This is a genomic window from Microbacterium sp., assembly GCF_051860965.1.
In the GTDB taxonomy this organism is placed as follows: Bacteria; Actinomycetota; Actinomycetes; order Actinomycetales; family Microbacteriaceae; genus Microbacterium.
In genome coordinates this window covers 130,682-155,161 of the sequence record NZ_JBIMKU010000004.1, presented here as the reverse complement: position 1 = coordinate 155,161, position 24,480 = coordinate 130,682, and the positions used below count along the sequence as shown (strand labels likewise).

General features: G+C 69.9%; 23 protein-coding genes. 2 read left to right on the top strand and 21 right to left on the bottom strand.

Going from position 1 to position 24,480, the window contains the following annotated elements:
• Positions 1-15 precede the first annotated feature (15 nt).
• The 5 genes from ACTIFV_RS09085 to ACTIFV_RS09065 all read right to left on the bottom strand — a co-directional run bounded on the left by ACTIFV_RS09085 (position 16) and on the right by ACTIFV_RS09065 (position 5,919).
• Positions 16-1,251, bottom strand: a complete 1,236-nt coding sequence (locus ACTIFV_RS09085; RefSeq protein WP_439592467.1) for an MFS transporter — start codon at positions 1,249-1,251, stop codon at positions 16-18.
• Positions 1,248-2,018, bottom strand: coding sequence for a fumarylacetoacetate hydrolase family protein (locus tag ACTIFV_RS09080; RefSeq protein ID WP_439592466.1), 771 nt, complete (start codon positions 2,016-2,018; stop codon positions 1,248-1,250). Before ACTIFV_RS09080 ends, ACTIFV_RS09085 begins: the two co-directional genes overlap by 4 nt.
• 23 nt (positions 2,019-2,041) lie before the next feature.
• Positions 2,042-3,148 (bottom strand): branched-chain amino acid aminotransferase, encoded by a 1,107-nt coding sequence (locus ACTIFV_RS09075; RefSeq protein ID WP_439592465.1) that lies wholly within the window; start codon positions 3,146-3,148, stop codon positions 2,042-2,044.
• A gap of 30 nt (positions 3,149-3,178) precedes the next feature.
• On the bottom strand, positions 3,179-4,246 hold the full coding sequence (locus ACTIFV_RS09070; protein WP_439592464.1) for a 3-isopropylmalate dehydrogenase: 1,068 nt from the start codon (positions 4,244-4,246) through the stop codon (positions 3,179-3,181).
• Between the two features lie 137 nt (positions 4,247-4,383).
• Complete coding sequence (locus ACTIFV_RS09065) at positions 4,384-5,919, bottom strand: MFS transporter (RefSeq protein ID WP_439592463.1); 1,536 nt, start codon at positions 5,917-5,919, stop codon at positions 4,384-4,386.
• 77 nt (positions 5,920-5,996) lie between these two features.
• On the opposite strand from ACTIFV_RS09065, the gene ACTIFV_RS09060 reads away from it, so the two are divergent.
• Positions 5,997-6,542, top strand: a complete 546-nt coding sequence (locus tag ACTIFV_RS09060; RefSeq protein WP_439592462.1) for a TetR/AcrR family transcriptional regulator — start codon at positions 5,997-5,999, stop codon at positions 6,540-6,542.
• 4 nt (positions 6,543-6,546) lie between these two features.
• On the opposite strand, the gene ACTIFV_RS09055 is transcribed toward ACTIFV_RS09060, so the two are convergent.
• The 11 genes from ACTIFV_RS09055 to ACTIFV_RS09005 form a co-directional block, all read right to left on the bottom strand.
• The gene (locus tag ACTIFV_RS09055; protein WP_439592461.1) at positions 6,547-8,127 is read right to left on the bottom strand and encodes a transporter; all 1,581 of its coding nucleotides are present in this window, start codon (positions 8,125-8,127) and stop codon (positions 6,547-6,549) included.
• On the bottom strand, positions 8,109-8,912 hold the full coding sequence (locus tag ACTIFV_RS09050) for an ABC transporter ATP-binding protein (protein ID WP_439592460.1): 804 nt from the start codon (positions 8,910-8,912) through the stop codon (positions 8,109-8,111). The genes ACTIFV_RS09055 and ACTIFV_RS09050 overlap by 19 nt, the downstream gene beginning before the upstream one ends.
• A 104-nt stretch (positions 8,913-9,016) precedes the next feature.
• Complete coding sequence (gene serA, locus ACTIFV_RS09045; RefSeq protein ID WP_439592459.1) at positions 9,017-10,621, bottom strand: phosphoglycerate dehydrogenase; 1,605 nt, start codon at positions 10,619-10,621, stop codon at positions 9,017-9,019.
• A gap of 152 nt (positions 10,622-10,773) precedes the next feature.
• Positions 10,774-11,121, bottom strand: a complete 348-nt coding sequence (locus ACTIFV_RS09040) for a bacitracin resistance protein (protein ID WP_439592458.1) — start codon at positions 11,119-11,121, stop codon at positions 10,774-10,776.
• The gene (locus ACTIFV_RS09035) at positions 11,118-11,648 is read right to left on the bottom strand and encodes a DNA polymerase III subunit gamma/tau (protein ID WP_439592457.1); all 531 of its coding nucleotides are present in this window, start codon (positions 11,646-11,648) and stop codon (positions 11,118-11,120) included. The genes ACTIFV_RS09040 and ACTIFV_RS09035 overlap by 4 nt, the downstream gene beginning before the upstream one ends.
• Before the next feature lie 150 nt (positions 11,649-11,798).
• Positions 11,799-12,824, bottom strand: a complete 1,026-nt coding sequence (gene ilvC, locus ACTIFV_RS09030; RefSeq protein ID WP_439592456.1) for a ketol-acid reductoisomerase — start codon at positions 12,822-12,824, stop codon at positions 11,799-11,801.
• A 48-nt stretch (positions 12,825-12,872) separates the two neighbouring features.
• The gene (ilvN, locus tag ACTIFV_RS09025) at positions 12,873-13,382 is read right to left on the bottom strand and encodes an acetolactate synthase small subunit (protein WP_439592455.1); all 510 of its coding nucleotides are present in this window, start codon (positions 13,380-13,382) and stop codon (positions 12,873-12,875) included.
• A 2-nt stretch (positions 13,383-13,384) separates the two neighbouring features.
• Positions 13,385-15,187, bottom strand: coding sequence for an acetolactate synthase large subunit (locus tag ACTIFV_RS09020; protein WP_439592454.1), 1,803 nt, complete (start codon positions 15,185-15,187; stop codon positions 13,385-13,387).
• A 35-nt stretch (positions 15,188-15,222) separates the two neighbouring features.
• Entirely contained in the window at positions 15,223-16,929 is a 1,707-nt protein-coding gene (gene ilvD / locus ACTIFV_RS09015; RefSeq protein WP_439592453.1) for a dihydroxy-acid dehydratase, read from the bottom strand.
• Between the two features lie 9 nt (positions 16,930-16,938).
• Positions 16,939-17,724, bottom strand: a complete 786-nt coding sequence (gene otsB, locus ACTIFV_RS09010; RefSeq protein WP_439592452.1) for a trehalose-phosphatase — start codon at positions 17,722-17,724, stop codon at positions 16,939-16,941.
• Complete coding sequence (locus ACTIFV_RS09005; protein WP_439592451.1) at positions 17,721-19,145, bottom strand: alpha,alpha-trehalose-phosphate synthase (UDP-forming); 1,425 nt, start codon at positions 19,143-19,145, stop codon at positions 17,721-17,723. The genes otsB and ACTIFV_RS09005 overlap by 4 nt, the downstream gene beginning before the upstream one ends.
• A 129-nt stretch (positions 19,146-19,274) precedes the next feature.
• On the opposite strand from ACTIFV_RS09005, the gene ACTIFV_RS09000 reads away from it, so the two are divergent.
• Entirely contained in the window at positions 19,275-19,529 is a 255-nt protein-coding gene (locus ACTIFV_RS09000; RefSeq protein WP_439592450.1) for a hypothetical protein, read from the top strand.
• Here the strand turns inward: ACTIFV_RS09000 and ACTIFV_RS08995 are convergent.
• From ACTIFV_RS08995 to ACTIFV_RS08975, 5 genes are read right to left on the bottom strand one after another with little or no spacing between them, the layout of a single operon-like run.
• On the bottom strand, positions 19,526-20,419 hold the full coding sequence (locus ACTIFV_RS08995) for an alpha/beta hydrolase (RefSeq protein WP_439592449.1): 894 nt from the start codon (positions 20,417-20,419) through the stop codon (positions 19,526-19,528). The genes ACTIFV_RS09000 and ACTIFV_RS08995 overlap by 4 nt on opposite strands.
• Positions 20,416-21,168, bottom strand: a complete 753-nt coding sequence (locus ACTIFV_RS08990; RefSeq protein ID WP_439592448.1) for a 3-hydroxybutyrate dehydrogenase — start codon at positions 21,166-21,168, stop codon at positions 20,416-20,418. Before ACTIFV_RS08990 ends, ACTIFV_RS08995 begins: the two co-directional genes overlap by 4 nt.
• Positions 21,165-21,836 carry a TetR/AcrR family transcriptional regulator gene (locus tag ACTIFV_RS08985; protein ID WP_439592447.1) on the bottom strand — a complete coding sequence of 224 codons (672 nt, stop codon included), beginning with the start codon at positions 21,834-21,836 and terminating at the stop codon, positions 21,165-21,167. The genes ACTIFV_RS08990 and ACTIFV_RS08985 overlap by 4 nt, the downstream gene beginning before the upstream one ends.
• A complete protein-coding gene (locus ACTIFV_RS08980; RefSeq protein ID WP_439592446.1) occupies positions 21,820-23,388 on the bottom strand; it encodes a class I adenylate-forming enzyme family protein in 1,569 nt (522 codons plus the stop codon). Before ACTIFV_RS08980 ends, ACTIFV_RS08985 begins: the two co-directional genes overlap by 17 nt.
• 2 nt (positions 23,389-23,390) lie before the next feature.
• Complete coding sequence (locus tag ACTIFV_RS08975) at positions 23,391-24,434, bottom strand: branched-chain amino acid ABC transporter permease (RefSeq protein ID WP_439592690.1); 1,044 nt, start codon at positions 24,432-24,434, stop codon at positions 23,391-23,393.
• Positions 24,435-24,480: the final 46 nt, after the last annotated feature.

The window sequence follows — 24,480 nt, the reverse complement described above, 5'->3', positions numbered from 1 at the left end:
CTCGATCCAGGTCAGCTAAGCGAGCGCCGGAGAGCGCCGCCCGAGGGGCGAGAGCGCGGCGACGGCGACGACGAGCACGCCGACCGTGAGCGCGAGCCCGCCGTACCCGATCCAGCCCAGCACCACACCGGCGAGGATCGCGCCGACGCCGGCGACCATGCTCATCGTGAAGTCGCTGAGCCCCTGCCGTCGTGTGCGCCGCTCCTCCGACGACGCCTCGGTCAGGAGGGCGGAGCCGGCAACCGTCGTCGCGCTCCAGCCCAGCCCGAGCAGCACGAGTCCGACCGTGACCGCCGCGTTCGACTCCTGCCCGAACGACGCCGTGAGCAGCGCCGCGACGAGCAGGGCCTGCCCGACCAGGATCGTCGACACGCGGCCGAGCCGGTCGGCGAGGACGCCGAAGACCGGAGCGAGCGCGTACATGCCCGCGATGTGCAGACTCAGGGTGAGGCCGATGATCGCGAGGTCGGCGCCGTGGTGCAGGAGGTGGACCGGCGTCATCGCCATGACCGACACCATGACCCCGTGCGCGGCGGCGATCGCGAAGATCGCATAGCGGGCGACGGACGGCCGATCGGCCTTCGCGATGGCGCCGCCCCGGGCCGCGCTCTCCGCACGATCGGCGACGATCCGCTGCGCCAGAACGAGCGGATCGGGTCGCAGCAGGACCAGATACAGCCCGATCGCCAGCAGCTGTCCGACGATCGTGAACAGGTAGGGGCCGCTCAGGGGCGGCATCCCGATCGCATCCCCGACGAGCTCCCCCGGCCCTGTCAGATTCGGCCCGAGGACGGCGCCGATCGTCGTCGCCCACACCACGATCGACAGGTCGCGGCCGCGCGTCGCGTCGGTCGCGAGGTCGGCGGCGGCGAAGCGCGTCTGCAGATTCGCCGCCTGCCCGCCGCCCACCAGCAGAAAGGAGACCAGCAGCAGAGGGAACGACCGCAGGCCGATCGCCGTGACGACGAGCACGACGCCGACGAGGGCCGTCGCCATGCCGCTCGTGAGCGCGACTCGTCTGCCGAACCTTCGCGCGAGCGCCGCCAGGGGCACGGCGATCGCGGCGGTGCCGAAGGTGACCGCGGCGGCTGCCAGACCGGAGAACGCCTCGTCACCCGAGATCTCCGCGGCGAGCACGGCGCCGAGGGACAGCGTCGCGCCGAACGCGATGCCGCCCAGGACCTGGCCGAGCGACAGCACCCAGACGGTGCGGCGCTGGATGCGTGCCAGATCGAGGGAGGTGTCGGTCATCCCGCGTCGCGAGCGGTGTTGCGCAGGATGCCGAGCCCTGAGATCTCGACCTCGACGACGTCGCCCGCGACGATCTGGCCGACGCCGGCCGGCGTGCCCGTGAGGACGACGTCGCCCGGGAGCAGGGTGAACGCCGCCGAGGCGTACTCGATGATCTCGGCGAGCGAGAAGATCATGTCGGCGATCGGCCCCTGCTGGCGAACCTCGCCGTTGAGGCGCGTCGTGATGACGGCGTCGCCGGAGGGGTCGAACTCGGTCTCGATCGCCGGGCCCAGCGGACACGATGTGTCGAAGCCCTTCGCACGCGCCCACTGCCCGTCGCTCTTCTGCCAGTCCCGCGCCGTGAGGTCGTTGCCGATCGTGTAGCCGAAGACGTAGTCGAGCGCGTTCTCGGCCGACACGTTCTTGGCGATGCGCCCGACGACGGCCGCGAGCTCTCCTTCGAAGCTGATGAAATCGGAGTGCTTCGGCAGCACGACGGCGTCGCCGGGACCGACGACCGAGGTGTTCGGCTTGAAGAACAGCATGGGTGCCGTGGGCACGTCATTGCCGAGCTCCGCCGCGTGATCCCGATAGTTGCGGCCGACGCACACGACCTTGGAGCGCGGGATGACGGGCGCCAGGAGCGCGACGTCGCCGATCGGCACGCGCTCCCCCGTCGTGTCGAAGCCCGCGAACATCGGGTCGCCGTTCAGGACGACGAGCTCGCCCCCGTCGACGATGCCGAAGCGGATGGCGTCCTGATGGCTGAAGCGTGCGATCCTCACCCGTTCAGCCTATCGACCACTCCTCAGCCGTCGAGGCGGACGAGCCAGCCGTGCTTGTCCTCGCGGCGGCCGTACTGGATGTCGGTGAGCTCCTCGCGCAACGACAGGGCGAGCTCGCCGAGGGGCTGCTCGTCGAAGAAGTCTCGGCCCTTGAGCACGCCGATCGGCGTGACGACGGCGGCGGTGCCGCACGCGAACACCTCGACGATGTCGCCGGATGCCACGCCCTGTCGCCACTCGTCGAGTGACACGTTGCGGCCCTCGACCTTGTGGCCGCGGTCCTTCGCGAGCTGCAGGATCGAGTCGCGGGTGATCCCCTCGAGGATCGACGGCGACTCGGGCGTCACGATGGTGCCGTCCTTGAAGACGAACACGACGTTCATGCCGCCGAGCTCTTCGACGTTGCGATCCTGATCGAGGAAGACCACCTGGTCGCACTCGTTCTCGTACGCCTCGGACTGCGGCAGCAGCGACGCGGCGTAGTTGCCGCCGGTCTTCGCCGCTCCCGTGCCGCCCTTGCCGGCGCGGGCGTAGTCCTCGCTCAGCCAGATCGAGACGGGGCGCACACCACCGGTGAAGTACGCCCCGGCCGGAGACGCGATGACGTAGTACCCGACCTTGTTGGCCGGACGCACGCCCAGGAACGCCTCCTTCGCGAACATGAAGGGCCGCAGGTACAGGCTCTGGTCGGCGCCGGAGGGCACCCAGGCCCCGTCGACGGCGATGAGCTCGCGGAGGGACTGGATGAAGTAGGTGACCGGGAGCTCGGGCAGCGCGAGCCGGCGCGCGGAGCGCTGCAGGCGCCGGCCGTTCTGGTCGGGGCGGAACGTGTGGATCGAGCCGTCGGCGTGGCGGTAGGCCTTGATGCCTTCGAAGATCTCCTGCCCGTAGTGCAGCACCGCGGCGGCGGGATCGAGCGAGAGCGGGCCGTACGGCTGGACGCGCGGGCGGTGCCAGCCGCCGCCTACGGACCAGCAGATGTCGACCATGTGGTCGGTGAAGCTCGTGCCGAAGCCCGGGCTCTGCAGGATCTCGTCGCGCTGCGCGGTGGTCTTGGCGTTGAGGTTCTTCGTCACCGCGAACTGCAGCGGGGCGAGTCCCGTGTCGGGATCGGAGTCGATGAGGGTCATGTCACGTCCTGTGGTCTCTTGCGTCGAATGTTACGCCTGCAGCCGAGCGACGATCGCGTCGCCGATCTCGGACGTCGGGCGGGCAGTGCCGTCGCGGTGCGCGATGTCGGCCTCGACCGCGGTGGTGACGCGGTCCGCTTCGTCCGTGAGCCCGAGGTGATCGAGCAGCAGGGCGATGGAGAGGATCGCGGCCGTAGGGTCGGCCTTCTGTTGTCCTGCGATGTCGGGCGCCGATCCGTGCACGGGCTCGAACATCGAGGGGAACGTGCCGTCGGGGTTGATGTTGCCCGAAGCGGCGAGGCCGATGCCACCGGTGACGGCGCCTGCCAGATCCGTGAGGATGTCGCCGAAGAGGTTGTCGGTGACGATCACGTCGAAGCGGCCCGGGTTCGTGACCAGGAAGATCGTTGCCGCGTCGACGTGCAGATAGTCTACGGCGACGTCGGGATGCTCCGATGCCACGGCATCCACGATCCGCTTCCACATCCCGCCGGCGTGCACGAGCACGTTCGTCTTGTGCACGAGCGTGACCTGCTTGCGGCGCTGCTCGGCGAGGTCGAAGGCGAACCGCACGACGCGCTCGATGCCGTAGGCGGTGTTGACCGAGGTCTCGTTCGCGACTTCGTGGGGCGTGCCGCGGCGGATCGACCCGCCGTTGCCGACGTACGGGCCCTCGGTGCCTTCGCGCACGACGACGAAGTCGATGTCGCCCGGCTCGGCGAGCGGTCCGGGAACGCCGGGGTAGAGCTTCGACGGACGCAGATTGACGTAGTGGTCGAGCTCGAAGCGCAGCTTCAGCAGCAGTCCCCGCTCGATGTTGGCGTCCTTCAGGCGCGGGTCGCCGGGCACGCCGCCGACGGCGCCGAGCAGGATCGCGTCGTGCCCCTTGATCGCCTCGAGATCGGCGTCGGTCAGCGTGTCGCCGGTGTCGAGGAACCGGTCGGCGCCGAGGGAGAAGTGCGTCTTGTCGAAGCGGATGCCGCTCCCCGCCGTCGCGGCGTCGAGGACCTTCTCGGCCTCGGCGATCACCTCGGGACCGATGCCGTCACCAGGGATGACGGCGAGCTTGACGGTGTCGTTCGGGAACGTGCGCGGCATCCCGCCAGCCTACCGGCGCGGATCCTCATCCTCAGTTCTGCGCGAAGCCACCCACTTCTCGCGAATCCACCCGCCTCAGCGCGCAAAACGGGGTGGGTTCGCGAAAAGATGGTGGGTTCGGCGAAGCGGCGCACCGGTCAGGACCGGCGGCGGCCGAGCGTCATCGCCGCGATGACGGCGGCGAGCACGACCAGACCGGCACCGATGAGCGCCGTCGTGCCGACCCCCGCGTCGAATGCGTGGGCCGCGGCATCCTGCACCGCCGCGCCCAGCGATCCGCCGATCTCATCCGCCGCATGGACCGCGCCGGCGAGCGTCTCGCCCGCGGCGTGCGCCGCCTCGACGGGCAGCCCCGCGGGCAGAACGAGGTTGGCCCGGTAGAGGGCGGTGAGGATGCCGCCCAGCACGGCCGTTCCCAGGACCGCACCCAGCTCGTAGGCGGTCTCGGACACCGCGCTGGCTGCGCCCGCCTTCGCCGGAGGCGCGCTCGCGAGGATGAGCTCGTTCGAGACGGTCTCGGCCGCGCCGATGCCGATGCCGAGCGAGACGAACGCGCCGATGAGCAGCGCGAGGCTCTCGGGACCGGTTGCGAAGGCGACCGCGACATAGCCGAGCACCGAGAACGTCAGAGCGGCGGGTACGACGATCCGCGGCGGCACGCGCTTGGCGATCGGCACCACGATGAGTCCCGAGGCGATCATCGCCGCAAGGCCCGGCACGAGCGCGAAGCCCGCGACCATCGGGCTCAGCCCGACGACCAGCTGCAGGTGCTGCGCGACGAAGAACAGGAATCCCACGAGGCCCACGACGCTCAGGAGGTTCACCAGCAGCGCCCCGCTGAAGGTCGCGTTCTGGAAGAGCCGCATGTCGAGCATGGGCGTCTCGGCCTTGAGCTGGCGGCGCACGAAGAGCCACCCGAACACGATGCCGACGGCGAACCACACCCACGCGAGCGACGCGACGCCGTGCACCGCGAGCTCCTTGATCGCGTAGACGATCGGGATCATGGTCGCGAGCGACAGCACGATGCTGATCGGATCGATGCGCCCCGGGTTCGGGTCACGGCTCTCGGGCACGAGGATCGGCGCCAGCAAGAGCAGCGGCACGAGCACAGGGACGGCCATGAGGAAGACCGCGCCCCACGCGAAGTGCTCGAGCAGGATGCCGCCCACGATGGGCCCGAGCGCCGCGCCCGCCGAGAACATCGACGCCCACACCGCGATCGCGAAGCGTCGCTGATCACGATCGGTGAAGATGCTGCGCAGGAGCGACAGGGTCGACGGCATCAGCATGGCTCCGAAGACGCCCATGAGCGCGCGCGCAGCGATGAGCAGCTCGGCGTTGGGGGCGAACGCCGCGAGCGCCGACACGGCCGCGAAGCCGGTGGCGCCGATCAGCAGCATCCGTCGCCGTCCGAAGCGGTCGCCCAGGGTGCCCATCGTGACGAGCAGACCGGCGAGCACGAGCGGGTAGGCGTCGATGATCCACAGCTGCTGCGCGCTCGTCGGCTCGAGATCCAGGGCGATCGCCGGCAGGGCGAAGCTCAGGACCGTGTTGTCGACCGACACGAGCAGCACCGGGAGCATGAGCACGACGAGCGCCGCCCAGCCGCGCCAGCCGACCCGCTGGGTCTTCTCAGCGCGGATCGCCTCGGTGATCGTTTCGGTGGTCATGACAGTGCCTCAGTTTCTATACCGTCCAGCCGGTATAGTATCAGGGTCATGACCACGCTGTCGATACGATCGAGCCCATGAGTCGCCCTCCCCTCGCCCGCGAGAAGGTGCTCGACGCGTTCGAGGGGATCCTCGTGGAGGACGGCGAGAGAGCGGCGACGATGGATGCCACGGCCCGCGCCGCGGGCGTCTCGAAGGGCGGCCTGCTCTACCACTTCGCCTCGAAGGAGGCCCTCGAGGCCGGCATCCTGGCCCGCCTGCGTGCGCTCGTCGACGACGATGTCGCCGCGATGAACGCGGCCCCCGACGGAGCGGTCGCCTACTTCCTGCGATCGTCCGTCATGCAGAACGACCCGATCGATCGCGCGATCCTCGCGACCGCGCGACTCGCGCAGTCGGGCAACGCCGCCGCCTCGGACGCCCTGCGCAACGTGCGCGAGCTGTGGGCGGATGCGATCCGCCCGCATGCGAAGGACGAGGCGTCCCTCGATCTCGTGATGCTCGTGAGCGACGGGCTCTACTTCAACAACGCCCTCGAAGGCGGCTCGATCCCGGGTCCGGTCCCCCGCGGCGCCGCGATGGAGGCGCTCGTCGCGCTCGTGCAGCGCGCCATCCGCGACTGAGCGCTCACGCCCCCTGGAGCCGCCGCAGCTGCAGGAGCAGCGCGGGCCCGGAGCGATCGAGCACGGCACCGCCGACGCGTACGCCGACGAGGAGCGCGGCGAGGCCGACGACGACGCCCACGACGAGTGCGCTCCAGCCGAACACGGCCGATCCGGTGATGAAGCCGAGGATCACCAGCACCGCGGTCGGCACGAGGAGGGCGAGCACGACGCCCCACACGACGAAGATCTGCAGACCGGTCGTGAACGTGGCACCGGGCGCCGACTTGAAGGGGTTGTCACCGGCGGCCGGCACGGGCATCACGAACCGCGCGGACGAGATGCTCACGGCGCCGAACCCGGCCAGGAGCGCTCCGAGAGCGAGTCCGAGGATCGACGGCAGGTGCTGCCATTCGCCGGTGAGCGCGACCCCGCCGATCGAGAAGAGCACGGTGATCGGCACCGCGAACGAGGCGAGCGCCCCGAGCCGCCCGAGCCGATCCGCGCGCCCGCGGACGCCCGCGACGAGGTGCGTCGCGAACGCCGTGCCGTCGTACGAGATGTCCGTCGCGAGGGCGAGGGCGAAGATGAAGCCCGTGAGCGGACCGACCCACAGCATCAGCGCCGACGAGTCGTTCAGGCTCGAGTAGAACCACAGCAGCAGCGGGATGAGCTGCACCGAGATCAGCTGCCGCGTGTATCGGGGGTCCCTGCGCCAGTAGCTGAGACACCGTGCCGCGACGGCTCCGGCGGGCGTCTGCGGCACCCAGCCGAACGCGCCGATCCGGCCGCTCGCGACGGCTCGCGTCGTGGCGCGCGCCGGAGAAACGAGGGCGCGCGAGAGCGCTGCCCGCCACATCAGCACCAGCAGCGCGAGCGTCCCGCTCGCGATCAGCAGCCTCAGCAGCGCGCCGCCCGCGTCACCGGCCGCGACCGCCCCGGGAACGGCCCATGCGGCCCCCAGGGGCGACCAGCCGAGCGCGGTCGCGACCGCGGGGAGCACATCGATCGAGCTGCGCACGCCCTGCATCAAGCCGACGATGATGGGCCCCAGGAGGATCAGCGGGATGAGGATCAGGATGCCGGTGAGCTCGCGTGCTCGTCGGCTGCCCTGCAGTCCCGTGCTGGCCGAGGCGACCGCGCGCGAGCCGACGATCGCGATCAGCACGCCCAGCAGCGAGCACACGACCGCTGCGGCCGCCGCGACGGGATGGCGGAACCACGCGGCGGCGGTGGCGAGGCCCGCGACAACCGTGACGATGCCCGGGATGCCGAGCACCCCGACCGCCGTGAGGGCCACGAGCAGCGTGCGGACGGGGATCGGGAACTGAGCCAGCCGCGAGGGATCGAGCGTCTGCTCGATGCCCGTCAGCAGCACGGGGAAGGCCGTCCACCCCACGGTGAGAGCGGCACCCCCCAGGACGATGATGGTCGTCGTGACCTCGACGGGCGCGGCGACGCCGAGGGCGATGCATCCGGCGACGAGGAGTGCCAGCATCCCGAGCGCGTACAGCCCGCCGATGATCGTGGCTACGAGCTGCCACGTGCTGCGACGCAGGTTGTTCGCGAGGACCTGCAGCCGCAGCCTTACGAGCGTCGCAACCATTCCGGCTCCTGTGCGTGGTGGCGCCCTCCGACGAGCTCGACGAAGCGGTCCTCGAGGCTCTCGCCGCCGCGCACCTCGTCCACCGTCCCCGCCGCGAGCACGCGCCCTGCCGAGACCACCGCGACGTGGTCGCACATCCGCTGCACGAGATCCATGACGTGGCTCGAGACGATGACCGTCCCTCCGCCGCGCACGAACTCGGTGAGGATGTCGCGGATGTTGGCCGCCGATACGGGATCGACGGATTCGAAGGGCTCGTCGAGCACGAGGATGCGGGGCGCATGCACGAGCGCGCACGCCAGCGCGATCTTCTTGGTCATACCGGCCGAGTAGTCCACGACGAGCGTCCCCGCTGCATCCTCGAGGTCGAGGATGCGCAGCAGGTCGGCTGCGCGCTCTGCGACGGTCGCGCGGTCGAGACCGAACAGCATCCCGTTGTAGGTGATGAGCTGCTCGCCCGTGAGGCGGTCGAAGAGCTTGACGCCGTCGGCGAGATTGCCGATGAGCGCCTTCGCGCGCACCGGATCCCGCCATACGTCGATCCCGCCGACGACCGCGGTGCCGGCGTCGGGGACCAGCAGCCCCGTCGCCATGGCGAGCGTCGTGGTCTTGCCCGCGCCGTTCGGGCCGACGAGCCCGTAGAACGATCCGACCGGCACCGTGAGGTCGAGCGCATCGACGGCGAGCTTCTCGCCGAATCTCTTGGTGAGCCCGGTCAGCTGGACGGCGGGCGATCCGGCGTCGGCGGGGGCGGTCAGGGGCGGGGGTGGCGCGGCGTCGGTCACGGGGGTCCTATCGACGGGGTCGTTGTCACCGTACGGCACGGCCTCGGCGCCGAGCCAACCGTGGACGCGCGTGCCGCGGCCGTGCTAACGGGCGCTGCGAGCGGTCATGCCTCGGTGATCTCGATCTCGCGGAAGAGGTCCGCGTGGATCGCCGAGCGCACCTCGTCGAGGAGCGCGTCCGGCACGGGAGAGTCGACCGTCAGCACCGAGAGCGCCTGGCCGCCGGCCGTCCGACGCGCGATCTGCATGCCGGCGATGTTGATGCCCGCCTCGCCGAACTTCTGGCCGTAGACCGCCACGATGCCGGGGCGATCGGTGTAGAGCATGACGATGTGGTGCTTCTCGATCGGCAGCTCGATCGCGTAGTCATTGATCGCGACGAGCTTCTCGACCTGCTTCGTGCCCGTGAGCGTTCCCGACACCGAGAGCTGCGAGCCGTCCGACAGCGCGCCGCGCAGCGTGATCACGTTGCGGTACTCGGGGCTGTCGTCGTCGACGAGCAGACGCACCTCGACACCGCGCTGCTCGGCGAGCAGGGGCGCGTTCACGTACGACACGGTCTCGCTCACGATGTTCGTGAAGAGGCCCTTGAGAGCCGCGAGCTTGAGCACCGACACGTCGTACGCCTGCAGCTCGCCGTGCACCTCGACGTCGAGCGACGTGAGCGGCGAGTGGGCGATGGCGGCGAAGATCTGGCCGAGCTTCTCGACGAGCGGGATGCCGGGCCGCACGTAGGGGTCGATGACGCCGCCCGCGACGTTGACGGCATCCGGAACCAAGTCTCCGCCGAGCGCCAGGCGCACCGAGTTGGCGACCGAGACGCCCGCCTTCTCCTGCGCCTCCTCGGTCGACGCGCCGAGGTGCGGGGTCACGACGACGTTCGGCAGGTCGAGGAGCATCCGCGCGGAGCCGCCCTCCACGGGGGGCTCGGTCGTGAAGACGTCGAGCCCCGCGCCGGCGATCTCGTCGGTCGTGAGCGCCTTGAAGAGCGCCTCCTCGTCGATGAGGCCGCCGCGGGCGACGTTCACGACGTAGGCCGTGCGCTTCATGAGGCGGAACTGGTCGATGCCGATCATGCCCGTCGTCTCGGGCGTCTTGGGCATGTGGATCGTGATGAAGTCGCTCTGCTCGACGAGTTCGTCGAGCGAGACCAGCTGCACGCCGAGCTGCTGCGCGCGGGCGCTCGTGACGTAGGGGTCGTACGCGATGACGCGCATGTCGAACGCCTGCAGGCGTGCCGCGATGAGGGCGCCGATGCGGCCGAGGCCGATGATCCCGACCGTCTTCTCGAACAGCTCGGTGCCCGTGTAGGCGCTGCGCTTCCACTGCCCCTGCGCGAGGGAGGCGTGCGCGGCGGGGATGCGGCGCGCGAGCGACAGGATGTGGCCGATGGTGAGCTCGGCGGCCGAGATGATGTTGGATGTCGGGGCGTTGACCACCATGACGCCCGCCGTCGTCGCGGCCTTGATGTCGACGTTGTCGAGGCCGACGCCCGCGCGGGCGACCACCTTGAGCACGGGTGCCGCTGCGAGAGCCTCGGCATCGATCTTCGTCGCCGACCGCACGAGCACCGCGTTCGCCTCAGCGAGCGCCTCGAGCAGGGCCGGGCGATCGGTGCCGTCGACGTGGCGCACGTCGAAGTCGGGCCCGAGTGCGTCGATCGTGGCGGGCGAGAGTTCTTCGGCGATGAGCACGACGGGCTTCGTCACGGGTGGATCCTTTGTGGCTGCGGTGCGCGACAGCGCGAGAAGACGACGGATGCCACGCCGCACGCCATCGGGGCGAGGCTGTCGCAAGCCTACCGGCCGCACATGCCCCGGCCCGTACGTGTGACGCTCTGTCACAGGCTCCGTGGTCGCCGTCAGCCGCCGTAGATAGAGAAGCTGGTGGTCGCGAACGCAAGCACGTTGAGCCACAGCACCGCAACAAGTGCGAGGCCTGTCAGGAGGATCAGGGCGAACTGCCATGCGACTCGCCGCCAGCCCAACGCGAAGGCGGCGGCGAAGACCAGGATCGGGAAGACCACAGCGAACAGGAGGACGAACCATCCCAGGCCGTTGAGACCGAGGTAGCCGTTCGCCTGCAGGATGAGGAAGTCGAGGGCCGTCCAGACGGCATACGCGTAGAAGAGACCGAAGAGGCCAGCGATGGTCGCGATGCGCCACGTCGGCAGAGCCGGGCGACGCGCGTCGCCGATTCGTGCGCTCACTGTCCCACCATCCCGACCATCAGGAAGGGCCACGGCACGAGCAGGACCACGCCCGCCAGGTACCAGACGATCCGCAGCCACGCCTTCGACCGGCGGGTGAGGAGATAAGTCGTCGCGAACCAGAGAATCGGCGCGAGCACTGCGAAGAGCAGCGACGCGTAGTACGCAGGCGCCGCGACCGCCGCGACGGCGAAGAACTCGAGCCGCAGGCCGCCGATGATCCAGCCGATGACGTACAGCAGGTAGACGCCGCCGAAGACGCCGAGCGCGATGAGCGCTGCGTTGCTCATGGGCTCGCGGTCCCCCGGCATGACGACGCTTCCGTCGGCCTCGATGCGACCGACGTCGGCACTCCCCTGTCCGACGGCCGTGTAGCCCTTGGGCAGCGCGACGGGTGCGGCATCCATCGCCGTCTCGGACTCGTCGATCTCATCGGCGCGCTCGATCGCGCCGGGCGTGCCGACGTCGAGGGTCGGATCGTCGTCGCCCGACCAGCTGAGCGCGTCGTCGTCGGGGCGTGGTGTCACGGGCACCAGCGTAGCGTCACCCGCGGCCCCGCCGAGGTGTGCGACCCGATGGGGATGCTCGCGGAAAGAGGCCCGGCCATCGCCTCCGGGTGGGAGGTGATGGCCGGGCCCGAGACCGATCCGATCAGGAGCGGTGGTCGTGACGGGGACTCAGCGTGCGGCCGAGCCCTCGGTGTAGTCCGAGTCCGTCTGCTTCCAGGCGAACAGCGCGCGCAGGTCGCGGCCGACGGCCTCGATGGGGTGCTTCGCGGCCTTCTCGCGCAGCTCGAGGAACTCGGGCGCCCCGGCGTCCTGGTCTCCGATGAAGCGCTCGGCGAACGCGCCGGACTGGATGTCCTTGAGCACCGCCTGCATGTTCTCCTTGACACTCGGGTCGATGACGCGCGGGCCCGAGACGTAGTCGCCGTACTCGGCCGTGTCGGAGACCGACCAGCGCTGCTTGGCGATGCCGCCCTCCCACATGAGGTCGACGATGAGCTTGAGCTCGTGGAGCACCTCGAAGTAGGCGATCTCGGGCTGGTAGCCGGCCTCGACGAGCGTCTCGAAGCCGTACTGCACGAGCTGCGACGTGCCGCCGCAGAGCACCGACTGCTCGCCGAACAGGTCGGTCTCGGTCTCTTCCGTGAAGGTCGTCTTGATGACGCCGGCACGCGTGCCGCCGATCGCCTTCGCGTACGAGAGCGCAGTCGCCCACGCGGAGCCCGAGGCATCCCGCTCCACCGCGATGATGTCGGGGATGCCGCGGCCCGCGACGTACTCGCGGCGCACCGTGTGGCCGGGGGCCTTCGGCGCGACGAGGATGACGTCGACGCCCTCGGGCGCGTCGATGTAGCCGAAGCGGATGTTGAAGCCGTGCGCGAACGCGAGCGTCTGGCCGTCGCGCAGGTAGGGCTTGATGTGGTCGTTGTAGATGCCGCGCTGGTGCTGATCGGGCGCGAGGATCATGATGAGGTCCGCCCACTGGGCGGCGTCGGCGACGGACTTGACCTCGAAGCCGTCCTCGGTCGCCTTCTCGATCGACTTCGAGCCGTCCTTGAGGGCGATGACGACCTCGACGCCCGAGTCGCGGAGGTTCTGCGCGTGCGCGTGACCCTGCGAGCCGTAGCCGACGATGGCGACCTTCTTGCCCTGGACGATCGAGAGGTCTGCGTCTGCGTCGTACAGCAGTTCAGCCATGGGTGTGTCTCCTTGATTGCTGGGGTTCAGATGAAGCGGATGGATGCGTCAGCCGCGCAGGACGCGCTCGGTGATCGATTTGCCACCGCGGCCGATGGCGAGCAGGCCCGACTGGGCGAGCTCCTTGATGCCGAAGGGCTCGAGCGCGCGAAGGAAGGCGTCGACCTTGCCCTTGTCGCCCGTGACCTCGACGACGAGCGCGTCGGGCGCGTAGTCGACGATCGATCCGCGGAAGAGGTTCACGACCTCGAGCACGTTCGAGCGCGTCTGGTTGTCGGCGCGCACCTTGACGAGCATGTGCTCGCGCTGCACCGACGTGCTCATGTCGAGCTCGACGATCTTGATGACGTTGATCAGCTTGTTGAGCTGCTTCGTCACCTGCTCGAGGGGCAGTTCGTCGACGTCGACGACGACCGTGATGCGCGAGAGACCGGGCACCTCGGTGACGCCCACGGCGAGCGATTCGATGTTGAAGCCGCGACGGGCGAACAGCCCCGCGACACGGGTCAGCAGACCCGGCTTGTCCTCGACGAGGAGGCTCAGCACGTGACTCGACATGGTCAGTCCTCCTGCTCGAAGGCGGGCGCGTGGTCGCGCGCGTACTGGACGTAGCTGTTGCTGACGCCCTGGGGAACCATGGGCCACACCATCGCGTCGGCCGAGACCACGAAGTCGATCACGACGGGGCGGTCGTTCGTCTCGAGGGCGGTCCGGATCGCGGCATCCACGTCCTCCTCCTTCTCGACGCGGATCGCGAGGCAGCCGTACGCCTCGGCGAGCTTGACGAAGTCGGGGATGCGCACGGTGCCGTGCCCGGTGTTGAGGTTCGTGTGCGAGTAGCGGCCGTCGTAGAACAGCGTCTGCCACTGCCGCACCATGCCGAGCGAGGAGTTGTTGATGATCGCGACCTTGATCGGGATGTTGTTGATCGCGCAGGTCGCGAGCTCCTGATTGGTCATCTGGAAGCAGCCGTCGCCGTCGATCGCCCACACCTGTCGGTCGGGCTCGGCGACCTTGGCCCCCATCGCGGCAGGAACCGAGTAGCCCATCGTGCCGGCGCCGCCGGAGTTGAGCCAGGCGTTCGGCCGCTCGTACTTGATGAACTGCGCGGCCCACATCTGGTGCTGTCCGACGCCGGAGGCGTAGATGCCCTCGGGTCCGGTCAGCTCGCCGATCCGCGAGATGACGTACTGCGGCGACATGAGGCCGTCGGTGGGCTGGGTGTAGCCGAGGGGGAACTCGTCCTTCAGGCCGTCGAGGAACGCCCACCATTCGGCGATGTCGGGCTTCGTGGTGGCGGATGCCGCGCGGAACGCCGACGCGAGATCGACCAGGACGTCCTTCAGGTCGCCCACGATCGGCACGTCGGCCGTGCGGATCTTGGAGATCTCTGCGGGGTCGATGTCGACGTGCACGACCTTCGCGTTCGGGGCGAACAGAGCCGCCTTGCCCGTCACGCGATCGTCGAAGCGCGCGCCGAGCGAGATGAGCAGGTCCGCGTCCTGCAGGGCCAGCACGGCGGGAACCGTGCCGTGCATGCCGGGCATTCCGAGGTGCTGCGGGTGCGAGTCGGGGAACGCACCGCGCGCCATCAGGGTCGTCACGACGGGCGCGCCGGTGCTCTCGGCGAGGGCGAGGAGCTCGGCGGACGACTGCGAGCGGATGACGCCGCCGCCCACGTACAGCACGGGCCTCTTGGCCTCGGCGAGCAGCTGGGCCGCCGCCTGGATCTGCTTGCCGTGCGCCTTGGTGACGGGACGGTAGCCGGGCAGGTCGATCTTGGGCGGCCAGACGAACGGCGCTTCGGCCTGCTGGGCGTCCTTCGTGATGTCGACGAGGACGGGACCGGGCCGCCCCGTGCCGGCGATCTCGAACGCGGCGGCGATCGCACCCGGGATCTCGGAGGCGTCCTTCACCAGGAACGAGTGCTTCGTGATGGGCATCGTGATGCCCACGATGTCGGCCTCCTGGAAGGCATCCGTCCCCATGAGGGTCGAGAACACCTGGCCCGTGATGCACACGATCGGCACCGAGTCCATGTAGGCGTCGGCGATCGCCGTCACCAGGTTCGTCGCACCGGGACCGGAGGTCGCGATCGCGACGCCGACCTTGTTCGACGCCGCCGCGTAGCCCTCGGCGGCGTGACCGGCACCCTGCTCGTGGCGGACGAGGATGTGGCGCAGCTCGGTCGAGTCCATGAGCGGGTCGTAGACGGGGAGGATGGCGCCGCCGGGCAGACCGAAGACGTCGGTCACGCCGAGCATCTCGAGCGAGCGGACGACCGCCTGGGCGCCCGTGAGCACGGGCGCGGAAGAGGCGCGGGCAGGGGGCCGGGGAACAGCCGGCAGGGAATCGGCAGTCATGGGGTGATCCTCGATAGGAAGCGGGATGCGGGGTGCTACCCGGTCGTCGCGCCCTCCGCAGCGGAGCGCACGAGTCGGGAGTACTTGGCAAGGACGCCACGGGTATAGCGCGGGGGTAGCGGCTCCCAGCCGGAGCGGCGGGAGGCGAGCTCTGCATCATCGACGAGTAGGTCGAGCGTGCGAGCCGCGATATCGACCCGTATCAGATCACCATCGCGCACGAAGGCGATCGGACCAGCGTCCACCGCTTCGGGTGCTATGTGGCCGATGCACAGGCCGGTTGTGCCGCCTGAGAATCTGCCGTCCGTCAAGAGTAGTACATCTTTTCCGAGCCCAGCGCCCTTGATGGCCGCCGTGATGGCGAGCATCTCGCGCATGCCCGGCCCGCCCTTGGGCCCTTCGTAGCGGATGACGACGACGTCGCCGGCGGCGATCTCGCCCGCCTCGAGGGCATCCATCGCCGCACGCTCGCGCTCGAAGACGCGCGCCGGACCCTCGAACACGTCCGCGTCGAAGCCCGCCGACTTGACGACGGCGCCCTCGGGCGCGATCGAGCCGTGCAGGATCGTGATGCCGCCCTTGGCGTGGATCGGGTCGTCGAACGAGTGGATGACGGTGCCGTCGACGGGATCGGGGTCCAGGTCGGCGAGGTTCTCGGCGAGCGTCTTGCCCGTGACCGTGAGAGCGTCGCCGTGCAGCAGCCCCTCGTCGAGCATCGCCTTCATGATGACCGGGATGCCGCCGTGGCGGTCGACGTCGTTCATGACGTACTTGCCGAACGGCTTCATGTCGGCGACGTGGGGCACCTTGTCGCCGATGCGGTTGAAGTCGTGCAGCGTGAGATCGATGTCGGCCTCGCGCGCGATCGCGAGCAGGTGCAGGACGACGTTGGTCGAGCCGCCGAGCGCCATCGCGAGGGCGATCGCGTTCTCGAACGCCTCCTTCGTCAGGATGTCGCGCGTCGTGATGCCCTGGCGCAGCAGGTTGACCACGGCCTCACCGGAGCGGTGCGCGTAGTAGTCGCGGCGACGGTCCGCCGACGGCGGCGCTGCCGAGCCCGGCAGCGACAGGCCGAGGGCCTCGGCGACGGAGGCCATCGTGTTGGCGGTGTACATCCCGCCGCACGCGCCCTCGCCGGGCGCGATCGCGCACTCGATGCGCTTGAGGTCCGCTTCGCTCATCTTGCCCGCGAGGCACGCGCCGACCGCCTCGAACGAGTCGATGATCGTGACGTCCTTCTCGGTGCCGTCCGACAGCTTGACCCAGCCGGGCGCGATGGACCCCGCGTAGAGGAAGACGCTCGACAGGTCGAGGCGGGCCGAGGCCATGAGCATGCCCGGGATCGACTTGTCGCAGCCCGCGAGCAGCACCGAGCCGTCGAGGCGCTCGGCCATCATGACCGTCTCGACCGAGTCGGCGATGACCTCGCGCGAGACGAGCGAGAAGTGCATGCCCTCGTGGCCCATCGAGATGCCGTCGGAGACCGAGATCGTGCCGAACTGCAGCGGATAGCCGCCGCCGGAGTGCACGCCCTCCTTCGCGCCCTGCGCGAGGCGGTCGAGGCTCAGGTTGCAGGGCGTGATCTCGTTCCAGCTCGACGCGATGCCGATCTGCGGCTTCTCCCAGTCCTCGTCGCCCATGCCGACGGCGCGGAGCATGCCACGTGAGGTGGTCGCTTCGATGCCGTCGGTGACGACGCGGCTGCGGGGTTTGATGTCGATCTGGTTCTCAGTCCCGGGCATCCTCGAAGTCTATTCCCGCTCGTATGCCCTCTCGGTCGCGAGCTCGTCCAAGAACGCCGCGAGATCTTCGACGTCATCCACGAAGACGGATGCCGCGCTCTCGCTCGCTCCCACGTGCACGCCGAGATCGGCCTCGCCGAGACTCACGAGCGCGTCCTCGTCGGTGACGTCGTCGCCCGCGAAGATCACGGCCGTGGCGCCGACGCGTTCGCGCAGAGCCGCGATCGCCGAATCCTTGCCCTCGTGCCGGAAGGCGTACTCGACGATGTTCTTGCCCGTGCGGCGGCGCCAGTGCGGTGCCTCGGCGGCCACGATCGCATCGACCGCGGCATCCGCCGCCGCCGCCGTCTCGGGCGTCGCGGTGCGGGTGTGCACGCCGAGCCCGAAGGTCTTCGGCTCGATCCAGACGCCTTCCATGCCGTCGGTCGCCGCGACGGCGTGCCGGTACAGCACGTCGCGCAGCTCGTCGTCGACCTCATCGGCGTCGGGTTCGAGAGCACCCTCCCCCGGCACCCAGAACTCGGCGCCGTGACTGCCCGCCAGCAGGATCGGCGAGTCGTCCCCGTGCTCGGCGATCTCGCGCAGGTCGTGCAGGCTCCGCCCCGACACGAACGCGATCGTCGTGTCGGGCAGAGCGGAGAGGCGCTCGATCGCCGCTCGCGCGGCGGGGATCATGCGCGCCTTCATGGGCTCGTCGTGCAGGTGCGAGAGCGTGCCGTCGAAGTCGACGGCGATCAGCAGCCGATCGGCGTGCGCGATGCGGCCGAGGCCCTCTTCGCGGCTCAGACGGGTCATCGGGTCTCCCTGCGGGCGTGGGATGCCGCGGCCAGCGCGTCCAGGAATGATCGGGACCACGCGGCGACGTCGTTGTCGAGGACCTTCCGCCGGAGAGAGCGCATGCGCCGCCCCTGCTCGGCGGGCGGCATCTCGATCGCCCGCACGATGGTGTCCTTCAGTGCGTCGATGTCGTGCGGGTTGATGCGCAGGGCCGTGCCGAGCTCGTCGGACGCGCCGGCGAACTCGCTCAGGACGAGGGTGCCGCGATTGTCGACGCGAGCAGCCACGTACTCTTTCGCGACGAGGTTCATGCCGTCGCGCAGCGCTGTGACGAGCATGACGTCGGCCGCGAGGTAGAGGGCGACCATCTCCTCGCGCGGGAAGCCCTGGTGCAGATAGCGGATGGCGGTGTGACCGAGCGTGTCGTAGTCGCCGTTGATGCGCGTGACCATGAGCTCGATCTCGTCGCGCAGTTCGATGTAGGCCTGCACGCGCTCGCGGCTGGGGCTCGCGACCTGCACGAGCGTGGCGTCCTCGACGTTGATCCGTCCGTCTTCGATGAGCTCGCCGAAGGCCTTCAGGCGATGCCGGATGCCCTTCGTGTAGTCGAGCCGGTCGACGCCGAGCAGGATGTGCTTCGGGTTGCCCAGGCTCTCGCGGATCTCTGCTGCACGGGCCTGGATCTCGGGCCGCTTGGCCATCTCGACGTACGACTCCGCGTCGATCGAGATCGGGAACGCCTTCGCGACGGCGACACGCGTCGACCCGTCGGGCTCGGGGACGCGGATGCCCGTCGCCCGGGTCTCGTAGCGCAGCTGTCGACGGACGGCGCGCGCGAAGTTGCCGGCATCCGCCACCCGCTGGAAGCCGATGACGTCGGCGCCCAGCAGACCCTCGAGCACCTGCCGCCGCCAGGGAAGCTGCGAGTAGAGGCCGTATGCGGGGAACGGAATGTGATGGAAGTAGCCGATCGTCAGGTCGGGCCGCGCTTCCCGCAGAAGGCGCGGCACGAGCTGCAGCTGGTAGTCCTGCACCCATACCGTCGCGCCCGGGGCCGCGGCATCCGCCGCCGCCTTCGCGAAGCGCTCGTTGACGCGGACGTAGGCGTCCCACCACACGCGGCGGTAGCGCGGAGCCGCGATGACGTCGTGGTACAGCGGCCAGAACGTGTCGTTCGACATGCCCTCGTAGTAGAGCTCGACGTCGTCGGCCGACAGCGTCACGGGGATGAGGTGCGTGCCGTCGTGGTCGAACGGCTCGTGCTCGAGATCGGCCTGGCCGGGCCATCCGACCCACGCGCCGTGCTCGGCGCGCATGACCGGCTCGAGGGCGGTGACGAGTCCTCCCGGCGACGTCCGCCAGGACTCGTCGCCCTCGGCATCCACCACTCGGTCGACGGGCAGACGATTGGCGACGACGACGAATTCGGCCTTGGTCACGGAACTCCAGACGGCTGCGGGCGGTCCGTTCAGGCTATCGCAGGGGTGCCGGCCTCTCCGGCGCTTGACATCGTCGCGCGCGGTCGTCAAGGGCCGCGACGAAAGTCCCTCACGCGATAGCGTGGTGCCATGCGGAAGTACATCTTCGGAACAGGTCTGATCACGGCCGTCACGGGCGGCATCACCCTGCTCCGCGGGCTCCGCGAGAACGAGCCGTTCACGTGGCGCACGGCGCTCGCGTGGCTCAGCTGGGGCATCTCCCTCTCGCTCGCGATCGGAGCGGTCGTCGACACGCGGCGTGCGTCCCGCGGGCGCCTCGTCGCGGGCGACTCCCCCGTCCACGGCAAGGAGCAGAAGCTCCTCAAGCGGCGCGTCGGCCGCTAGGCCGACCCGATCTCCGCTGCGATCACCGGCGCGATCGCAGCAGCGCCGGCATCCGACATCACGATCGTGTAGTGATTGACGCCGTCGACGCGCTCGTGGACGACGTCGTATTCGGACAGCACGCGCGCGAGATGAGCGGGCGCGTACAGTCCCGGCTCCTGGTCCTGCAGACCGCGGGGCGCCGTGAGGAACCGGACGGGATGCCGCAGCCCCGCGAGTGCGTCGGTGAGCGTCGTGCCCGTGTTCTGGTCGATGCTGTCCTCGACGGTCGTCTCGTAGCTCGTCGCAGGTCGCAGCATCCCGTCGCCGTCGTCGACGAGGTCGTACGCCAGGTACGACTCGAGGGCGGGCGTCCAGGCGTCGCGGAAGGCCGGGTGATCGCGCCAGAAGTCCAGGTAGGCGTCGGTGTCGGCGAACCGCATGGACAGCCGCGCGGCGGTGGGACCGAGGATCGAGGAGACCATCGTGTCGGCGTCGAGGCCCGCCGGAACGTCGAGCGGCAGTCCGCCGTCGACGAGCACGAGGCGCGACACGCGCTGCGGATGCAGGTGCGCGAAGGCGACGGCGACGAACGCGCCCATCGAGTGGCCCACGACGACGATGCGGTCGATGTCGAGCGCGTCGAGGACGGCGGCGAGGTCGTCCGCGTGCGCGCGCATCCCCGCCTGACCTTCGAGCGCGTTGCTCGCGCCGCGGCCGCGAAGATCGGGAGCGACGGCGCGGACGCCCGGGAGCCGGTCGACGACGTACGGCCACGCGAGGTGCGAGGAGGTCACGCCGTGGATGAGGAGGACATCGGCCGTGCGGTCGCCCTCGGGGTCCCACACGGCGACCCGCAGATCGCCGCCGGAGACGGGCACGTCGAGCGTGCGATAGGAATGACCGGTCATCGCGCCGTCCAGCCGCCGTCCATCGTGTAGGAGGCGCCCGTGACCATGCCGGCCCTGTCGGAGGCCAGCCACCCCGCGAGCGATGCCACCTCGTCCGCTTCGACGAGCCGCTTGATCGCCGTCTCGGTGAGCATGATCTTCTCGACCACCTCGTCCTCGGGGATCCCGTGCAGCTTCGCCTGGTCGGCGATCTGCTTCTCGACGAGCGGTGTGCGCACGTACGCGGGATTGATGCAGTTGCTCGTGACGCCGTGCGGTCCGCCCTCGAGCGCGGTGACCTTGGAGAGCCCTTCGAGGCCGTGCTTCGCCGAGACATAGGCGGATTTGAACGCGGACGCCCGCAGGCCGTGGGCGCTCGAGATGTTGATGATGCGCCCCCATCCCCTCGCGTACATGCCGGGGAGAGCGGCGCGCACGAGCAGGAACGGCGACTCGAGCATGAGGCGCAGCAGCAGCCGGAAGGTGTCGGGATCGAACTCCTCGATCGGACTCACGCGCTGGATCCCGGCGTTGTTGACGAGGATGTCGACGTCGAGCTCCAGGTCGTCGAGAGCCGCGGTGTCGGAGAGGTCCACGACCCATGCGTCACCGTCGACCTCGGCCGCGGCGCGGGCTGCGGCATCCGCATTCAGATCCGCCACGGTGACGTGCGCGCCCCGCGCGGCGAACTCGTGCGCGCACGCGAGGCCGATGCCGCTCGCACCGCCGGTGATGAGCGCGCGCTTGCCCGCGAGATCCTGGTCTGTCACTGGTCTTCCTTCGGGGTGTCGCGCGGTGCGAGCGCATTGTCGATGAAGCGGGTCATGCCCGCGAAGACGACGGGGTCGAGCTCGACGGGCGGCTTGCCGTCGGCATCCCGCTCCCACAGCAGGAACCGCATGCCGATGAGCTCACCCATGCCCATGAGGGCCCAGGCCGTGGTCTCGGGATCGAGCGCACGGTCGACGTCGCCCGCCTGCTGCGCGGCGCGGAGGCCCGCCTCGTAGCCCTCGACGATGCGGGTGTAGTGCAGCCGCAGCACCTCCGGCGAGACGAATTCGGCTTCGCGGACGACCCGGTACAGCGCGGGATGCTCCGCGGTGAAACGGAAGAACCCCGCGAACCCCGCCCGTTCGGCCTCGAGCCGCGACCCGGCGCCGCCCATCGCCTCCGACATCGAGTGGCGCACGCGCCGGTTGAGGTCGACGACGAGAGCCTCGAAGATCGACTGCTTGCTGTCGAAGTAGAGGTAGAAGGTGCCCAGGCCGATCCCGGCTCGCTCGGTGATCTTGACGATGGATGCCTCGTGGTACCCCTGCTCGGCGAACACCACCTCGGCCGCTTCGAGCAGTCGCCGTCGCGTCGCCTCGCCGCGCTTGGTCAGCGGGCGACCGGTCGCCGGCGAGACGAGTTCATCGGTGTCATCGGGAACGCTCATGCCGCACCCCTTCCATGAGGTCCGTCGCCCGGGCCCGCAGACGCGAGCGGGCGAGCTTCTCGATCGTCGAGCGCGGGAGCGCCTCGACGAACTCGATGTGCACCGGCACCTTGAACGCGGCGAGATTGCGCCGCGCGTGGGCGACCACTTCGTCTCGCGAGAGCGACGCGCCCGGCTCGGCGACCACGAAGGCCACACCGCGCTCGCCCCAGACCGCGTCGGGAACACCGACGACGGCCGCCGATGCGATGAGGGGATGCAGGCACAGCGCGTACTCGACCTCGGCCGGCGCGACGTTCTCGCCGCCCGAGATGTAGATGTCCTTCAATCGGTCGACGATGCGGATGACACCCGCGACATCGCGCTCGACGAGGTCTCCCGAGCGCAGCCACGGCCCGCTCATCGCGGCCTCCGTCGCGGTCTCGTCGCCGATGTAGCCCGCGAAGACGCTCGGTCCGCGCACCCACAGCTCGCCGGTGGCCGCTCCCTCGAGCGGCAGTCCCGACTCGACGTCGACGATCTCGACGGCGACATGCGGATAGGGCCGGCCGACGGCACCCGGGTTCGCCGCCGCCTCATCGGCGGGCAGGTGCAGCACGTTCGGTGCGGCCTCGGTGAGCCCGTACCCCTGCGTCAGCGGGATGCCGCGACCGGCCCACTCCCGATGGAGGGCGACGGGCATCGTGGCGCCGCCCACGAGCGCGAGGCGCAGCGACGAGACCTCGGTCGCGTGCCAGTCGCGGTCCGCGGCGAGCAGTGCGTACTGCGTCGGCACGCCCATCATCGCCGTGACCCGGCGCTCCTCGATGAGCTGCAGGATGCGCGCGGGCTGGAAGGATCGCTCGAGCACGACCGTCGCGCCCACCCACCAGGCCAGGAGCGGCTGGCAGTTCCACGCCGCGACGTGGAACTGCGGCAGCATCGCCAGGACGACGTCGTCCTGCGTCAACGGCAGCGCCTGCGCGAGCGCGAGGTTGTTCCAGAAGCAGTTCGCGTGAGTGAGCACGACGCCCTTGGGTGCGGCCTCGCTCCCCGACGTGAAGATCACGAGCAGCGGGTCGTCGTCGCGCACGTGGCGACGAGTGCCCGGGAGGACGGCGCGCGGGACGGATGCTTCGATCCCTGTCGTGCCGAGCGCGGCCACCGGGGTGTCGATACCGCGGAGCGCTTCGCTCGCGACCGCCGCGTAGTCCTCTTCGACGAGGACGAGCGCGGGTTCCGAGCGCACGAGCACATCGCTCAGCTCCCGGGGTGTGAGCCGCCAGGAGAGCGGCACGAAGGCGACGCCCGACAGGGCGCACGCGAAGAAGGCGACGACGTGGTCGGTCGAGTTGCCCGACACGGTCGCGATGCGGTCGCCGGGGCCGTAGCCGGCATCCCGCAGCCGTTCGGCCAGACCGGATGCGCGCAGCGCGAGCGTTGCGTAGTCGATCGTGACGCCTCGGTCGTCGATCGCGATGCGCCGCGGCGACGTCGCCGCCCGATCGGTGAGCCAGCGGCCCACCGTGTGCGGATCGTCCTCGACGATGTCGTTCCACGCGATGCCGTCCATCGTCAGACCTTCACCTCGTCGGCGAGCTCCGCGGACTCCTCGAGCGACGGCAGCGACGTGCGCGCCCGCTCGCCTCGGCGGCGTCGCACAGCCTTGTCGACGGTGCCGGCGATGCCTCCGGGCAGGAACATCACCACCAGGATGAAGAGCACGCCGAGGATGAAGAGCGGCTCGGAGAGCGGGATGCGGAGGATGTCGGGCAGCCCCGCGATCGCCTCGGAGCCCGCGAGCACCGTGAGGCGCTGGTCGAGGAGCGTGTACAGCACACCGCCAACGATCGCACCCCATCGGAACCCGACGCCACCGAGGACGACCATGACGAGCACCGTGATGGTGAGATCGGCCGAGACGGCGCGCGGCACGGTGCCCGATTGCAGGAGCATGTACGCGACGCCGGCGAGACTCGCGAGCACCGCCGCGATCACGAAGACGACGAGCTTGACCGTGTACGGCCGCAGTCCCAGCACCCTGACGCGCTGCTCGTTCTCGCGCGTCGCCTCGGCGAGGTGTCCGAGCCGTGAGGTATCGACCCACAGCGTGACGAGGTACACGATCACGAGGATCGCGAGACACAGCCAGTAGAGGTTTCGGGTGTTGACGACGCCGATGAGGAAGTCGGGCACGTGCTCGGTCGGCAGGCTGAGGCCCTCCTCGCCGCCCGTGATCTGCGGATTGCGGCGCACGAGGACCGAGCCCGCCTGGGCGAAGGCGAGGGTGACCATCGCGAAGGGGATGCCCGACACCCGCATCGCGACCGCGCCCGTCGCGAGGGCGATGATCATTCCGCCGATGAGCGCGATGAACACACCGGGCCACAGGGGCACGCCGAAGTACTCCAGGGCGATGCCGAGGCCGTAGGCGCCGGCGCCGAAGTACAGCGCGTGGCCGAACGACAGCATGCCGGCGGTGCCGAGGAGCATGTTGTACGACAGCGCGAGGGCGGCGAACACCATGCACAGCGACAGCAGTGCGAGCGTGCCCGGCATGTAGGTGGGCGTGGGCAGGATGCCGGGCAGCGACAGGTTCAGCAGCGGCAGCACCGCCATGAACACGACGAGCGCAGCGCCGACGACGGCGGGCAGGAAGCGACGG